18 protein-coding genes, 1 pseudogene and 1 riboswitch are annotated in these 14,297 nt (G+C 39.3%); of the genes and pseudogenes, 4 read left to right on the top strand and 15 right to left on the bottom strand.

The window, feature by feature from the left end; translation table 11 throughout:
• Positions 1 to 19 precede the first annotated feature (19 nt).
• Positions 20 to 415: a YkvA family protein gene (locus GH754_RS12665; RefSeq protein WP_228550251.1), complete on the bottom strand. Its 396-nt coding sequence runs from the start codon at positions 413 to 415 to the stop codon at positions 20 to 22.
• 131 nt (positions 416 to 546) lie between these two features.
• Positions 547 to 1,086 carry a GNAT family N-acetyltransferase gene (locus GH754_RS12660; RefSeq protein ID WP_228550250.1) on the bottom strand — a complete coding sequence of 180 codons (540 nt, stop codon included), beginning with the start codon at positions 1,084 to 1,086 and terminating at the stop codon, positions 547 to 549.
• A 155-nt stretch (positions 1,087 to 1,241) separates the two neighbouring features.
• Here GH754_RS12660 and GH754_RS12655 point away from each other — a divergent pair, with 155 nt between their 5' ends.
• Both GH754_RS12655 and GH754_RS12650 read left to right on the top strand, forming a co-directional pair.
• A complete protein-coding gene (locus GH754_RS12655) occupies positions 1,242 to 2,444 on the top strand; it encodes a M15 family metallopeptidase (protein WP_228550249.1) in 1,203 nt (400 codons plus the stop codon).
• A gap of 99 nt (positions 2,445 to 2,543) precedes the next feature.
• Entirely contained in the window at positions 2,544 to 3,005 is a 462-nt protein-coding gene (locus tag GH754_RS12650) for a hypothetical protein (protein WP_153729051.1), read from the top strand.
• An 11-nt stretch (positions 3,006 to 3,016) separates the two neighbouring features.
• On the opposite strand, the gene GH754_RS12645 is transcribed toward GH754_RS12650, so the two are convergent.
• From GH754_RS12645 to GH754_RS12615, 7 genes and pseudogenes are all read right to left on the bottom strand, one after another.
• Positions 3,017 to 3,754 carry a class I SAM-dependent methyltransferase gene (locus tag GH754_RS12645; protein ID WP_153729050.1) on the bottom strand — a complete coding sequence of 246 codons (738 nt, stop codon included), beginning with the start codon at positions 3,752 to 3,754 and terminating at the stop codon, positions 3,017 to 3,019.
• Positions 3,751 to 4,449, bottom strand: coding sequence for an HAD family hydrolase (locus GH754_RS12640; RefSeq protein ID WP_153729049.1), 699 nt, complete (start codon positions 4,447 to 4,449; stop codon positions 3,751 to 3,753). Before GH754_RS12640 ends, GH754_RS12645 begins: the two co-directional genes overlap by 4 nt.
• A pseudogene (locus GH754_RS12635) lies at positions 4,439 to 5,110 on the bottom strand (HAD family hydrolase); the annotation flags it as partial. The gene GH754_RS12640 and the pseudogene GH754_RS12635, both read right to left, overlap by 11 nt.
• 10 nt (positions 5,111 to 5,120) lie before the next feature.
• Positions 5,121 to 5,501, bottom strand: a complete 381-nt coding sequence (locus GH754_RS12630) for a DoxX family membrane protein (protein ID WP_323742009.1) — start codon at positions 5,499 to 5,501, stop codon at positions 5,121 to 5,123.
• An 18-nt stretch (positions 5,502 to 5,519) separates the two neighbouring features.
• Positions 5,520 to 5,909 carry a VOC family protein gene (locus GH754_RS12625; protein WP_153729046.1) on the bottom strand — a complete coding sequence of 130 codons (390 nt, stop codon included), beginning with the start codon at positions 5,907 to 5,909 and terminating at the stop codon, positions 5,520 to 5,522.
• A gap of 12 nt (positions 5,910 to 5,921) precedes the next feature.
• Positions 5,922 to 6,407: an HIT family protein gene (locus GH754_RS12620; RefSeq protein WP_323742003.1), complete on the bottom strand. Its 486-nt coding sequence runs from the start codon at positions 6,405 to 6,407 to the stop codon at positions 5,922 to 5,924.
• Between the two features lie 38 nt (positions 6,408 to 6,445).
• Positions 6,446 to 6,856, bottom strand: a complete 411-nt coding sequence (locus GH754_RS12615) for a Cif family virulence factor (RefSeq protein WP_153729045.1) — start codon at positions 6,854 to 6,856, stop codon at positions 6,446 to 6,448.
• A 160-nt stretch (positions 6,857 to 7,016) separates the two neighbouring features.
• Here GH754_RS12615 and GH754_RS12610 point away from each other — a divergent pair, with 160 nt between their 5' ends.
• Both GH754_RS12610 and GH754_RS12605 read left to right on the top strand, forming a co-directional pair.
• Positions 7,017 to 7,202: a hypothetical protein gene (locus GH754_RS12610; protein WP_153729044.1), complete on the top strand. Its 186-nt coding sequence runs from the start codon at positions 7,017 to 7,019 to the stop codon at positions 7,200 to 7,202.
• Positions 7,203 to 7,360: 158 nt separating this feature from the next.
• Positions 7,361 to 8,200 carry a nucleotidyltransferase domain-containing protein gene (locus GH754_RS12605; RefSeq protein WP_323742002.1) on the top strand — a complete coding sequence of 280 codons (840 nt, stop codon included), beginning with the start codon at positions 7,361 to 7,363 and terminating at the stop codon, positions 8,198 to 8,200.
• Between the two features lie 49 nt (positions 8,201 to 8,249).
• On the opposite strand, the gene thiE is transcribed toward GH754_RS12605, so the two are convergent.
• From thiE to GH754_RS12575, 6 genes are all read right to left on the bottom strand, one after another.
• Complete coding sequence (gene thiE / locus GH754_RS12600; RefSeq protein ID WP_323742001.1) at positions 8,250 to 8,912, bottom strand: thiamine phosphate synthase; 663 nt, start codon at positions 8,910 to 8,912, stop codon at positions 8,250 to 8,252.
• A gap of 81 nt (positions 8,913 to 8,993) precedes the next feature.
• Entirely contained in the window at positions 8,994 to 9,788 is a 795-nt protein-coding gene (gene thiM / locus GH754_RS12595) for a hydroxyethylthiazole kinase (protein WP_407690669.1), read from the bottom strand.
• Between the two features lie 19 nt (positions 9,789 to 9,807).
• Positions 9,808 to 10,569 (bottom strand): 3-oxoacyl-ACP reductase, encoded by a 762-nt coding sequence (locus tag GH754_RS12590; protein ID WP_153729042.1) that lies wholly within the window; start codon positions 10,567 to 10,569, stop codon positions 9,808 to 9,810.
• Between the two features lie 109 nt (positions 10,570 to 10,678).
• A riboswitch (TPP riboswitch) is annotated at positions 10,679 to 10,790 on the bottom strand.
• Positions 10,791 to 10,842: 52 nt separating this feature from the next.
• Positions 10,843 to 11,655: an ABC transporter ATP-binding protein gene (locus GH754_RS12585; RefSeq protein ID WP_153729041.1), complete on the bottom strand. Its 813-nt coding sequence runs from the start codon at positions 11,653 to 11,655 to the stop codon at positions 10,843 to 10,845.
• A gap of 124 nt (positions 11,656 to 11,779) precedes the next feature.
• Positions 11,780 to 13,225, bottom strand: a complete 1,446-nt coding sequence (locus tag GH754_RS12580; RefSeq protein ID WP_153729040.1) for a DHA2 family efflux MFS transporter permease subunit — start codon at positions 13,223 to 13,225, stop codon at positions 11,780 to 11,782.
• Between the two features lie 30 nt (positions 13,226 to 13,255).
• Complete coding sequence (locus GH754_RS12575; protein ID WP_153729039.1) at positions 13,256 to 14,119, bottom strand: TetR/AcrR family transcriptional regulator; 864 nt, start codon at positions 14,117 to 14,119, stop codon at positions 13,256 to 13,258.
• Between the last annotated feature and the right edge of the window lie 178 nt (positions 14,120 to 14,297).

The following is a 14,297-nucleotide window of genomic DNA, read 5'->3' as shown; positions in this document are numbered from 1 at the left end:
ACATTCAAACACCCTGAGTTCATGAACTCAGGGTGTTCAAAATCCAAAACAAAAAGACACCCCATCCTATAAGGATTACAGTACCTACAATCCAATTTTTCGGTTTTCCCTCAGACATTTTTTCTGCAGCTTTCCACTCAGCCTCGGTCTTTACATGTTCAGGAATCATCAGCAAAGCCAACCTAATCCCTAGCGGCAACAAAATAACCTCATCTAAGAACCCTAAAACAGGAATAAAGTCGGGAATCAAATCAATGGGACTAAACGCATATGCAACCACAAAGGCCGTAAAGACCTTTGCATACCATGGGACCCGTTGATCCTTATAAGCATAGTAAAGGGTATAGATTTGCTGTTTTAATCTTTTCGCCCAAGTCACTAATGTTTCCATATAACGTTTTTGAGTTTGAATCATCTTCACACACGCTCTTTTTTTATTTTATTCTATTCCATTAAGTATAATTTGCTCATCTGTACAATGATTTATGTAGTATTCCATAAAAATGAAAAAATGTTCAGAATTAAATCTGAGCATCTTAATACCCTCTACCTATAATTTTCTTTCAATAGACCATATATATCAACGTCTTCGTATTTGTCCCATTTTAGGATGTCTTGTTTTAATGTACCTTCATAATTCAATCCAACTTTTTTCATGACCTTTCCTGACGCTTTATTCTTACTCATTACAGGAGCCCAAATTCGATTTAGTTTTAAATCATGAAAACCAAATTCAATTATTTTCTTAGAAGCCTCTGTTGCATACCCTTTTCCCCAATAATCTTTTCCGATCCAGTAGGCTAATTCACCTTTATTATGAGTTTTATCACCCCGTATTGTCATGGTCCCAATAAGTTGACGCTCACTTTTTAAAATCACGGCCAACGGATAAGCGTCTCCATTTTCAATGAGTGATAAATGATTTTGAATCCAATCTTCAACTTTTTCTAGTGTATATGGATAAGGAATGAAAGTAGTCTCTGCTACGTCTTTGTCGTCTCCTAATTTTTGAGCCCTAGGTGCATCACTTAAATCATAGGGTCTCATAACTAGTCGTTCCGTTTCAATCTCTTGCAACATATTCATCGTCCCTTCCTTATCTAGCCTGTTAAGCGATTACTATATTTTTTCCTCTTTAATGTTATCATAGGCACCTTTTACACGTACAAACGTTATGGAATGAAACAACCAAAAGTTAAAAATAATAATAATGCTCTTACAACTTAGAAAGGATTGACATAATGAATTTACGAGCATGGATTCTAGTTCTCATTGTTTTTTCAATGATAACGGGCTGTACCCAACAGGAAAACGAACAACCACCAGTAGAAGAGGATCAGGAAGAGGTTGAACAGGACGAGGACAATCAGGAAAATCAACCAGCACAGGATAACACCCTAGATAAGGAGGAAGCGGAACATTTAATTCAGTCCTTTAGAGACCAATTAATTCAGGAAACTGATGAACATTTAAAAGTAAAGAATTTCAATAATAAAGAAGAGCTCGTAAACCAATTAACCAAACTTGCAGACCCCGAGCTTGCTAAAGAATATGTGGATTTATTTTATAAAGAGGAAAATGGTGACTTATATATCATTCCTAAAGGAGGACCTGTGTTATTAAATAAGGACCTTCCTTATGAACTAGCTAAAAATGAGGGCGGTTTATACTATATTACGCAAAACAATGAAACAGAGGCGAAGGGCAAATATTCACTTTATATCCTATTTAACCAATCCGATGGAAAATGGATCATTCAAGATATTAAGCTGGATGTAGAAGAACAACACGATCCAGAAGACATTCCCGATCAGAAAAAAGAAGAGCCAGCGGAGGATGTGATTTACTCCAAACAGCAAATTGAGCAAAAGGGTCATTTGCTATTGGTCAATAAATCTCATGCACTTCCTGAAGATTATGTCCCTGAGGAACTAGTCATACCTGACGTACTATTTACTTTTGAGGAGCAATTACCGAAAAAACAAATGCAAAAAGAGGCAGCTCGAGCCTTGGAGGAAATGTTTCAACAAGCGAAGGCTGAAAACATCAACCTGTATGCCGTATCAGGTTACCGTTCCTATGAGCGACAGGATCAAATTTTTCAATACAACGTGAATCAACATGGTGAGGAATATGCCAACCAATTTAGTGCAAGGCCTGGGGAAAGTGAGCATCAAACAGGCTTAACCATGGATATTACGAGTAGGTCTGCTAACTTTGGTTTAATTCAACAGTTTGGAGAGACAAAGGAAGGGAAATGGGTTGCTGAAAACGCTCATCAATATGGATTTATAGTCCGCTATCCAGAAAACCAGGAAGACATCACCGGATATATTTATGAGCCGTGGCATTTAAGATATATCGGGAAAGAGGCGGCAAAAGAGGTTTATAAAAGAAAGGTTACGTTGGAGGAGTTTGTGAATTCCATGATTCCTAAGGGTTAGGCAGTGTATGGAGGAGAACAAAGCTTCCTCATACACTGCTTTATTTGTATAAACATTTACATTTTCGTTGACCATACTAGCAAAAAGGTATGTACGCCCATGTGGATATTAATCCTGACAGCTATTATTTTTCCAACCATTGTACTCTTAATGCCGAAAAGAATACCGAGAATGTATTTATATGCCACAGCCGGGATGGCAACCTATTTTCAACTACTAACCGATGTGTTTTTACATATTGAACTTAATTGGTATGGTTACTTTAATCCCTGGCCGAGATCGGAATGGAAAACGATGTGGTTAGTCCCGATTTATCTTTCTGTTACACCTTTATTCCTGAACTTCTACCCATATCACCGTTCTACAATTGCTATTGTCTCTTATATACTTGGCTGGTCTCTTTTTTCCGTCATTTATGAAGAGCTCCTCGTCCAGTTAGGTGTGTTTTATCATAACCAATGGAAGCTTTATCACTCTGCCATGGCTTATCCTGTGCTGTTCATGTTGCTGCGGTTACAGCTGACATGGGTTCAGAAGTTGAGTAGAAAGGATAAAAATTAAGAAAATATTATTCATACTTTGTAAGCTTTAATGACCATAAAAGACGGCCTCCGTTCTTCATTATGTAATTTAGGCATTTTCTCTAATCCTTCCGTTATGGACTGAGGCTCAATCATTTTTCCTAATACAAGCCCGTTATCTATGAGGGTATTTATTATTGTTGAAATTGTTCTATGATATTTAATGACACCATCAATATACCAATGCTGCTCCCTTATTCCTTCTTCCTGATAATGATCCAAAGCCCAGTATAATCTATTCCCTTCATGATCCTTCACCCAATTGTTCATATCCTTTCGAGCAGTCACAATAGGATGTTCGATGGAAAAGATAAATTCTCCATCTCTATTTAGGAATTGACTGATCTTTGCAACTAAGTTTGAGTAATCTTTTATATAATGAATGGCCAAGGAGCTTACAATAATATCGAATTTTAGATTGTTCAATTCTAAATCTTCTATTGGCATACAAATATATTCGATTTTCTCATGATTGTTTTCTTTAATTGCTTGGTCAATCATATTTCTTGAGATATCTAAACCTAAAACCTTTGATGCCCCATTCTGAATGCAATACATTGCAAATTGACCGGTTCCACACCCTAAATCCAATACAGTTTTATTATCGAGAGAGGGCATGACTGATTTAAGAGCCGGTTGTTCCACAAAGTCGTTATAGGTTACTCCAGTTTTCCGTAAGTTGGTATATTCTTTGAAGAAAACCGGATTATCATAAATATTTTGTTTCATATGCTATCCTCCAAACTTTTAAGGGCCCTTATATAGGAAGGAATCTCCATTAACTCATCCACTATCATATCTGCTTCTACATCACCCCAATGCTCATTCTTTTTCCATATTCCTTTCATCCCTACATTCTGAGCAGCTTTTACATCTTTTTCTGGATGATCTCCTACAAATATACTTTCACTTGGCAAGACGTTAAGTTGTTCTAAAGCCTTGTTGAATATTTGGGGTTCGGGCTTTTTCAGTCCTTCCCATTCCGAAATGAGAATCGTGTCAAAATACTTTTCAATTCCCAAAGTCTTTATATTATCCATTTGGAATTGCCCTTTGCCATTTGTAATCATACCAAGAGCTAGGTTTTGAGTTTTTAATTCTGCTAACATATCCATTAGATTAGGGTATGGAATACAACTATATTTAAAGTGTTGAATATAGTCCTGTAGTAGATTTTCCCAGGTCAATCCTATAATTTTATATTCCTTAATCAATTGCTGATAAACTTTGTCCTTCCAGACGTATCCTTGCTCATCAAGCTCAATAAATCTAGACACATATTTATCTTTAGGTACATGTCCTACCCACTTATAAAGTCGTTCATACTGTTTTTCGGTAAATGATTTCACTGACTGCTCTCGGTTTAACAGCGTCCCATCTAAATCAAAAAGAACCGATTTTATATTTTCACTATTACGATTCATTTGGTAAGATTCCTTTTAACTCCCTTAAATCATCAATAACAATATCAGCCTCAACAAGTTCCTCTTCTCTAGCAAAATCAAAATTACATCCTACAGCAGTCAAGCCATTTTGTTTTGCAGCCTTAATATCCGAAAGTCGATCACCCACTACCACCGCTTCTCGAACTCTATACTTCTCCACAATTAGTTGGACTAAATCTACTTTATCTAACGATTGTATTTGCTCAATACTAAAGGTTTCCGTTACCCACGTATCTAACTCATAATAGTCCACAATGGCGTTTAAATAATCGATTAATCCATTACTTGCTATGTAAATGGAGCAATTGTTTTCTCTTAAATAGCGGAAGATTTCCCTAACGTGGGGATATAAAGCCCCTTTTCCCTCTCTTATATTTTCAATTAATCTATTCAGAAAATAATCATTGGCAAGTTCTCTGTCCTCATTTTGATGCTGTGGTAACAAAGCTTCCCAGACTTTAGGCAATGGGACCCCCATGATTTCACGATATTTTTCAATAGGGGTTACTGAGTCCCATTTCCCTAAAGACTTTAAATAATGAAACGTATCTTTTAGCGATATTTCTAATATTTTATCTGTTTGGAAAAGTGTTCCGTCCATATCAAAGATGTATGTTTGATTCATATTTTCTCTCCCTTTCAACCTGGCACTAAGAAGGCTTTTTCTCAAAAATACTCACAAAGTTTTCTCTAAAATAGAATAACATATAGCTATACGCAATCATGATACATATGGCTAAAGAGAGCAACGAATGATCCACAAATACGTGAAGTAGAAAAATGTTAGCTACGATTGGAGATAATATGGCAAGAACAAGAGGAATAAATCGATTCGCTAATAACAAAATACCGCAAAGAATTTCCAATGACTTTTCAATGATTAATAGATAGTCGAATTGGAATAATGCCATGGCTGCGGGGCTCGTTTCGATGAATGGTTCTAAATCAAGGATAACAAAGTAGCCATTGAGCCCCGCCATTAAAAAAACGACTCCGAGAAAGAATCTACATATTAGCAGTAAAACTTTCACCAAATTTTATCCATCTCCTTATTTTTTCAATATCGTCTGTATACGATTTTTTTCTTCTGTTTTATTAATATATTCAAAGAAACCCAGACGATTCCCCCAAGGATCTGTACATGTTCCCCATCTCACAGGCACTTCTTCTCTGGAATAAATATCAAATGGATCGATACCCAATTCTCGAACCAGTCTTTCCCTTTCCCCCTCAATATCTGTTACCCCTAAACGCAACGGACCACTGGCTTCTGCTGGAGTCCCTTCTGCAACCTGTAACCAACAACCAGGTATCATTTCCCACTCCGCAATACCTTCGTGTGGAACAAAATCTGGTTCCCGATTAAATAACGTTTCATACCATTTCTGCCCTTCCTTCATATCCTCAACCCGAACCTGAATGGTCATCTCAAATATCATTTCGTCACCTCATCATTTATTTAAATCCTTAGCTAAAGACTGAATAGCTGTCTTTATTTCCTGAATATTTTCTTTATAATTCATCTTTTCTCTTGCATATAGTAGACTAGGCCTCACCGATTCAACGGAACGCCCGAACTCATACATCCATTCATATCGTGGAACCATCCAAGTATGAAAATGGTGTGTTGTGTCTTCATTGTAAAAATAGTAGACATGCTCGATTCCCAGCACTTCTCTCTGAGCCTTACGTATCCTCGTTAATGCCTTCACATAATCTAGCTGTTCAACTGCCGTTAATTCATCGAAACCATAAATATGGCGTTTGGATGCTAGAATAATAAGTCCTTTAATCTGATTCGCAACATCCTGATGGGCGTGGAAATGCTCTGTTTCCAGCACAACTCCACCATCAGGGTTGACCATCCCACTCGTTAACGCACAACTTAGACACTCAACCTCCACTGTTTCTCCATTGGATAAGGTTATTTTCCTCACAAGCACAACTCCCTGTTTCCATGAATTATTGCAGCTGTTTACGTTCGCATTCCTTTTTCTTCATACCAGCGAATGATTCTCCACTGACCATCTGATTCTTTACGCCAAACTTCAAGCGCTAAACCTCTAACCATAACCACTTGTTCTTTATTTTGATGGACCACTTCATATGAAACTGTTGCTTGGTTGGTTGACTGTGGGACAATTTTAAGTCCGGTAAAAGCAAACTGAATATTTTTCCCTTTATAATATTCTGCAGCTGATTTATTTCCCTCTTTTATATTTTCAGCATTAAAATGGCGTACTTCATCCACCCACGGCATATAAAGTCTACCTTGAAAATCATTCGAATATAAACTGTTCATTTCTTCATACAGCCCTTCTGAAAATTTGTTATGTAGGTCCATCATTTTAAAAACATTCTTGGACAGTTCTTGTTCAATTGTCATATTCCCTTCACTCCCTTAAAAAAAGAGTCCGCCTTCAAAACCTTTGAAAGCCAACCCCCTTCTGCATTATACATATTATACCATAATATTAACCCAATTTTCTGATTATTAACTTTTTAAGTGATATTAGAATAAACATAATAGAAAAGGAGTGATTTTGATGTACAGTGTTGCGCTCTTATATTTATTTTGCATTCTTGCAGGATTTGCTCTAATTAAAGTACCGTTATATGGATATTTCGAGCCATTAGAACCTTTAGCATTTCTTGTAGGAGTATTAACTGTTCTATTATTTTCAGGCGTGATTATTTTTAATGGGATTATGACATTGTTTAGGAAAAAATAGTGGATCAGTGACCTCCCTCACTGATTTATCTAAGCATCTTTACTAAAGTGAATTTATATTTATGGGGGAGGAGAATGATAAATAAAAAGGAAATTGGGCGATATAATCGAATTTTTTAAGATACATGCTTTATTTTTATAAGGAGTGATTTTTGATGAGTGGGATTTGTAAGTAAATACGAAGAAAGAGATGGAAAATTACCACAGCACCGAGAACAATTACTTGAAAATGTGTTAGATGATTTAACCAAAGATCCCAATGTGTTAGGTATTTACCTAGGCGGGTCTTTAGCTAAAGGAAATGATGATCAGTATTCCGACATCGACTTGCACATTATCGTCACCCCTGAGACAAGAACAGATTTTATTCGTGCCAAGCGTAAACGCCCTCAAAAATGGGGTGAGGTGCTATATTATGAAGGTGCTGAACATACGCCTGTAGTGGTGACCCATTTTGCCTGTTTTGTAAAGGTTGATACATTTTATAAGGAACCGGATGAGCTGCAACCATCTGTCTGGTTACATGGGCTAAAGCCACTATATGATCCTCATGGTATTGTCAAAAAAGTTCTGGAACAGTCCGCCGAGATCAAATATACCCCTACCGCCGATGAGGTTGAAGTTTGGCGAGGGAAAATATTTGCTTTTATGCATGAAACCTACCGTGCCGTTATGCGAAATGAACATTATCATGCTTTAGCAAACCTTGACAGAATCAGATGGTTCATAGCTACGGGATGGTATATGGAAATTGGATGTCGAATAGACAGCTCCTATGGTGTTTGGTCTAAATTAGAGGGAAAAAGAAGTCATTTACTAAAATGGCAGTTATCCTTATTAGAAAGCTGGGATTGTACCCGTTCCTCTTATGAGATTATGAAAACAATGGCCAGCATAACACCCGAGTTCTTCAGATTAAACAAACAGCTTTGTAATCAAACTGGACTAGATGAAAAAGAAGACTGGTGCAAGAGAATTATTTCAATGGTAGTATTATAGTCAAACAGGCTTGGATTCTCATAATCCAAGCCTGTTTTTAAAGAGATATTTACTTTTTATCACCTAACACCGCGTGCCGCAAATCTCTAGCAGCCTGCTTCACATCCTCAACACCAGCAATCGCTGAAATCACAGAAACACCATTAGCCCCAGCTTGGATTACATCAGCTGCATTGTCTGCCGTAATCCCGCCAATCCCGACAATGGGTGTCATTATGTGATTTTCACGAAAACCACGTATCAAGTTCACACCTTGAACCTCTTTAGCATCGTCCTTTGATTGCGTTGGGTAAATTGGACCGAGCCCTAAATAGTCAGCTCCATCCTTAATTGCTTGATGGGCCTCAGCCAATGTATGTGTAGAAACACCTAAAATTTTATCACCAATCTGTTTTCGAACCTGTTTGGCCGCGTCATCATCCTGTCCGACATGTACTCCATCAGCATCGATTGTCAACGCAAGCTCCACATCATCATTGACAATGAACGGAACCCCCGCCTGCTGACAAACGTGTTGTAGGCGTTTGGCTAAATCAAGCTTATTCTTCCCCTGTAAAGCACCCTCCCCTTTTTCACGAAATTGAAAAAGAGTGATACCTCCTACTATGGCTTGCTCTAACACTTGAACAGGGTCTTCCTTACAATTGTTGCTTCCCATAATGAAATAAACACTGAGCAAATCTTTTACTCTAGTAACGGTCAAAATCCTCACCCCAAGTATGTTGTTGATAGTCTATGAAAAGGTCATTTCCTGATTGAATACAGTATTTTACGGAAAACCCACGTCTCCCTCTTATTCATCAACCCGCTCAACCTTAGAAAATGCCGCATCAGCCTCACTTACCTTAGATAGCTCATTCAAGAACTCAACCTGAAAGCTCCCAGGCCCAAGCTCTGCTGTTTTCTGAGCTGCCTTCTCCGCTGCTACACCATAAACCGAAACAGCTACTGTAGTCGCCTTTAGCACATCTTCTTCCACGGCACAAAAGGCCCCAACAACGGAAGATAACAGACACCCTGTCCCCGTCACCTTCGTTTGAATCGGATGACCATTACGTACAAGGTTAGTCCCTTGTTCATTCGCAATCACATCAATCTCACCAGTAATCACCACGGTACAGTCGAACAACTCAGACACTTTTTCTGCAAGCTCCTGCGTATCTCCACTTACAGCACCACCATCAACGCCTTTGACCACTAGGTTTTCCCCAGCAACTGAGGCAACTTCAGCAGCATTGCCCCGAATCACTGTCACGTCAACTTCCTGTAAAATACGCTGAGCCGACTCGGTCCGAAAAGAGGTCGCGCCAGCTCCCACAGGATCAAGCACAACTGGCACCCCTTTTTTATTGGCTGCCTTTCCCGCAATCACCATAGCCTCCACTTCTTCTGTTGACAAAGTACCGATATTTAATACTACTGCTCCCGCGATACTCGCCATATCAGCTACTTCCTCTTTGGCATATGCCATCACTGGTGCTGCGCCAAGAGCATACAGGCCGTTAGCCGTAAAATTTGTCACCACAACATTTGTTATATTATGTATGAGTGGGCTCGCCTCTCTTAATTTCGGAATTAGTTCAAACATGCTCATCTCCCCCTTTCGATTAATCCATCACAAGTCCGCCATCAACAACTAAATTCTGTCCTGTCACCGCACGTGCCCATGGAGATGCAAAAAATAACGCCGTATCCGCAAGTTCTGCTGGTGTTGTCACCTTTTGCAATGGTGTTGTCGCCTCAATAATGCCGAACACTTCATCTGTTGTGACACTGCTCGCATCAGTCTCTCTTAGAAGCCCACCTGAAATCATGTTAACTGTGATTCCATACTGTCCAAGCTCCTTCGCCATATTGCGTGTGAAACCTAGTAAAGCAGCCTTCGCAGTTGTATATTCATGGTAGGCCACAACAGGATTTTGAAACAGATTAGTCCCGACGTTAATGACTCTACCAAACTGGTTTTCTTTCATATCGCTTAAACAGGCCTGTATTGCATTCAAGGACCCCTTAATACTGCCATCAAACTGGGTTTGAAACCCTTCCCAATTCAGTTCCAACGCACTCTTTTGTGCAACTGGATCAAAACGGAAATTAACCAGTGCATTGTTCACAACTGTCGTCACTGGAGTCTGGAAAAGATCCTTCGCCTTTGCAACCATTTCCTGAACCTGCTTCAAATCACGGATATCCGCTTTAATGGCTATCGCCTTCTGACCTATCTCTTTAGCAATATTTGCGGCCTTTTGCTCACTCTTAAAAAAGTTCACCACCACATTGGCGCCTTCCTTGGCAAATGCCCTGGCCAATTCAGCTCCTAACCCACGACTCGCTCCTGTAATCAATACGGTCTGCTCTTTTAATTCCATTTCTTTTCCCTCCATTTACCGGGGGCCATCATCGATCTGACGGAATATGTACACCCGCTGCTACAAACAAAAAGACTAGTTCCATAATATAAGGACCTAGTCTCGTAGCAACAAATTCACACTACTTCCCTACGCTGGCATGATCCAGATCAGGTCCTGAGGGTCAAAAAGCTCCATCGCTTTTCTCTCAGCCTAGCATTCAGGCTCCCCTAGTAGAAATTTTATAAATATTTGATTTATACTTTTTTATTTTATCGATAAACGAAGGGAGTTTCAACCAAAACTACCCCAATTATCTGCACTAACCTTTCCCTTCTTCACCAAGAACGGTCGCTCTTCAGTCCACACTACCTCAACCGGCACATCAAAAAAAGCCGTTAACCTTTGCTCTGACAGCATGTCCCGTGTTCTACCTGAGTCAAACACAGCTCCACTTTTCAACAGTAAGGTCTGGTCAAAAATCGGTAAAATTTCATCGACCCGGTGCGTCACATAAATCATCGTCGGTGCATCAGGTCCAGTCGCAATGGACTCAATAGCTTCCAACAGCTGCTCCCGCGCAATAAAATCAAGCCCACTCGTTGGCTCGTCCAAAATTAACAGCTCCGGATTACCCATTAAAGCCCGGGCAATCAACACCCGCTGTCTCTCACCCTGGGACAACGTCTGGTACTCCCGATTGGCATACGCAAAGCAACCTAGCTCCTTCAATAACGAAATCGCCTTCTCCCTCATCTCGTCAGTAACCGCATCATATAAGCCAATTGAAGCAAACGCGCCACTTAGCACAACCTCAAACGCATTATCATCAGGATATAATTTTTGCTGTAAGGAAGAGGAGACCAACCCAATTTTCGTCCGTAAATGCTCCCCTAAAGGATCGTGGCCAAATCTTCTCCCGAGGACCTCAACCTCTCCGTGTGTAGGAAAATAGTACGCATTGAGCATGTTCAACAAAGCAGTCTTGCCCGCACCATTTAAGCCGAACAACACCCAATGCTCCCCTTTTTCCACGTTCCAATCCACATTTTCTAAAATCCACCTGCCATCACGCTTTAAGGAAACATTCTGCAATGACAACACCATGCTCGATTCTCCTCTCCACAAATATTTAGAATTTTATAATATCTATCATACTACGAAGCCATTGGAAAATAAAATAAGGACTGATTCTAAGTGCAAACGCACCGCTAGAATCAGTCCTTTTTACCTAAGCTTTTGCTGGCTTAGGATGTTTTCCCTTTTTTTCCGCCCGGCGATCAGGGTCGTAAATAAAGAATGACAGCACCAACGCGATAATGGAGAATACCCCCGCTACAAAGAATGTCATATTTACCCCATGTACAATCCCTTCAATACCCTGGGATGGGATACTTGTATTCGACAAGATGGTAACCATTAACGCGGTACCAACAGCACCTGCAACCTGACGCATCGTATTATTCATAGCTGTACCGTGCTGAATAATATCTATTGGAAGCTCATTCAATCCAGCCGTTGTCACAGGCATCATCACAGCCGCAATTCCTAACATACGTACCGCGTTCAATGCTGCAATATAGGTGAATGTTGTTTCTGAAGTCAAATTCGTAAACATAAATGTCGTTACAGTTAGAATCGTTAGTCCAACAATTGCAAGCCATTTGGCACCAAATTTATCAAAAAGTCTTCCTGTTACAGGGTTCATTAAGCCCATCGTGGCCGCACCAGGGAGTAGCGCCAACCCAGACTCAAAGGCCGTAAACCCAAGCATATCCTGCATGTATAATGGCAAGATTACCATGGAGCCAATCATTGCAAGAAAGACAATCATACCTAGAATCGTTGTTAACGTAAAAATTTTATATTTAAAAATGCGGAATTCTAAAATTGGTTCTTTCAATTTAAGCTGCCTGAAGATAAACCACGTTAAGGCAACTGCACCAACGGCCATCGAGATGAGTACAGGTGTACTTCCCCATCCTTCTTCACCACCAGCGGCACTAAAGCCATATAACAATCCGCCAAACCCGAACGTAGACAGAATAATGGACACAATATCGAGCTTTGGAAAGGTTTGTTTGGTTACATTTTTAAGAATAAAGTATGCCACTACAATATCAATGACGATAATTGGTAAAATGAGATAGAATAAACTTCTCCATGGGAAATGTTCCACCATCCAACCGGACAAACTAGGTCCTATGGCTGGCGCAAAGGCAATAACTAAACCGAACATCCCCATTGCTGTTCCTCGTTCATTTTTAGGGAAAACGAGAAACAAGATGGTTTGCATTAGCGGCATAATAATGCCGGCTGCTGCCGCTTGAAATACTCGACCAGCCATTAATATCGTAAAGTTAGGCGAAATGGCAGCAACAACAGTACCAAACGCAAAGAGACCCATTGCTGTCAAAAACAATCCTCTTGTCGTAAACCGGCCAATTAAAAACGCAGTAATTGGAATCATAATCCCGTTCACCAGCATAAAAATGGACTGCAACCATTGGGCCACATTATATTCCAGCTGCAAATCGTCAATAATATGAGGCAAGGCTGTCGCCAATAATGTTTGGTTCAAAATCGCCACAAATGCCCCAGAAATCAAGGTGAACATTATCACCCATTTATTAAAGGAAAGTGTTCCACTCTGTTCTGTATTTTGATGATCACTCATACACGTTCTACCTCTTTCTGTTTAAAATGTTTATTCATGCGGGAACGCTAAATATAAACGTTCAAGTAATTGAACATCTTCCTTTAAAAACGTTTCTTGTCTTAAATAGTTTAATAAAGCATCAATTAAAAATGACTTCGGTTCATCCTTAGCCATTTCTTCCTTCATTAACTTTATGGAATTTAATAATTTTTCTTTATCCATTTCGAGCGTTGAAGAATTTACAACCTTTTCTTCAATCTTTGCACAACAATTATTCAACCGTTCCTGTAGATGATCCGGATTGACGTCGTACAATTTGTCTGTGAAAACTGGTTCCACTTGCGGAAGGCTTTGCACAATCCCATCCATACTAGATGTGATAAGGCGCGCCAGCTTGGTGACATCTACATTTTTCTTTTTTAGAATGATTGTCACTACGTATTCCTTCAAAATTCCTTCCAGCATAATTACAATATCCATCATATATGGCTCAATTTTGTTCCCATAAGTATCAATTAAGGTTTCCTTATGCAAATCAATCATGGAGGATTTAAGTTTCTTCATAATAGTAGAAACTTGTTCATTCTTGTTTGGAGGAAAATCCTTAAAGAGTACCGTAAAAAACTCCCGATTGGCAATCCACTGTTCCAGTTCATTGCTCAGCTTTTTCGTGAACACTTCTTTTTTGGATATACCCTTTATATCATTCATCGCGTTGGAATGTTTTATCATATTTTCGTAATGTGTCTTTAAGATTTCGATGAATACTTGTTCTTTCGTATCGAAATGCTTATAAAACGCACCCTTGGAAATCCCCGCAGCCTGAGCAATTTCCTGCACAGAGGTCTGGTGAAACCCTTTTTCCGAAAATAACTGTATTGCTTTGTTCATTAATTCCTTTCGCTTACTCATATAAACCTCCCTTTAAACCGTCCAGTCAAAAGAGGTAACCAAACAGTCATAAAGAGTATCTTATTACTTCTCAGATAAAATGTCAACATATAAAATTGAATCGACTTTTTATTTGTTAGTTTTCTCAAAATACAAGAAAATCCATTCATGAATCTTTATTTCACCCTATCTATTTTAT

It is taken from the genome of Salinibacillus xinjiangensis, assembly GCF_009649735.1.
Taxonomy (GTDB): Bacteria; Bacillota; Bacilli; order Bacillales; family Alkalibacillaceae; genus Salinibacillus; species Salinibacillus xinjiangensis.
Note: the sequence above shows the minus strand (reverse complement) of the source record. Positions and strands in the feature narration are given on the sequence as shown.

Excerpts from the sequence above, each read along its gene's own strand:
- GH754_RS12665 (WP_228550251.1), bottom strand. The coding sequence starts at position 415 with ATGATTCAAACTCAAAAACGTTATATGGAAACATTAGTGACTTGGGCG.
- GH754_RS12660 (WP_228550250.1), bottom strand. The coding sequence starts at position 1,086 with ATGAATATGTTGCAAGAGATTGAAACGGAACGACTAGTTATGAGACCC.
- GH754_RS12655 (WP_228550249.1), top strand. The coding sequence starts at position 1,242 with ATGAATTTACGAGCATGGATTCTAGTTCTCATTGTTTTTTCAATGATA.
- GH754_RS12650 (WP_153729051.1), top strand. The coding sequence starts at position 2,544 with ATGTGGATATTAATCCTGACAGCTATTATTTTTCCAACCATTGTACTC.
- GH754_RS12645 (WP_153729050.1), bottom strand. The coding sequence starts at position 3,754 with ATGAAACAAAATATTTATGATAATCCGGTTTTCTTCAAAGAATATACC.
- GH754_RS12640 (WP_153729049.1), bottom strand. The coding sequence starts at position 4,449 with ATGAATCGTAATAGTGAAAATATAAAATCGGTTCTTTTTGATTTAGAT.
- GH754_RS12625 (WP_153729046.1), bottom strand. The coding sequence starts at position 5,909 with ATGATATTTGAGATGACCATTCAGGTTCGGGTTGAGGATATGAAGGAA.
- GH754_RS12615 (WP_153729045.1), bottom strand. The coding sequence starts at position 6,856 with ATGACAATTGAACAAGAACTGTCCAAGAATGTTTTTAAAATGATGGAC.
- GH754_RS12610 (WP_153729044.1), top strand. The coding sequence starts at position 7,017 with ATGTACAGTGTTGCGCTCTTATATTTATTTTGCATTCTTGCAGGATTT.
- thiM (WP_407690669.1), bottom strand. The coding sequence starts at position 9,788 with ATGTTTGAACTAATTCCGAAATTAAGAGAGGCGAGCCCACTCATACAT.
- GH754_RS12590 (WP_153729042.1), bottom strand. The coding sequence starts at position 10,569 with ATGGAATTAAAAGAGCAGACCGTATTGATTACAGGAGCGAGTCGTGGG.
- GH754_RS12585 (WP_153729041.1), bottom strand. The coding sequence starts at position 11,655 with ATGGTGTTGTCATTGCAGAATGTTTCCTTAAAGCGTGATGGCAGGTGG.
- GH754_RS12580 (WP_153729040.1), bottom strand. The coding sequence starts at position 13,225 with ATGAGTGATCATCAAAATACAGAACAGAGTGGAACACTTTCCTTTAAT.
- GH754_RS12575 (WP_153729039.1), bottom strand. The coding sequence starts at position 14,119 with ATGAGTAAGCGAAAGGAATTAATGAACAAAGCAATACAGTTATTTTCG.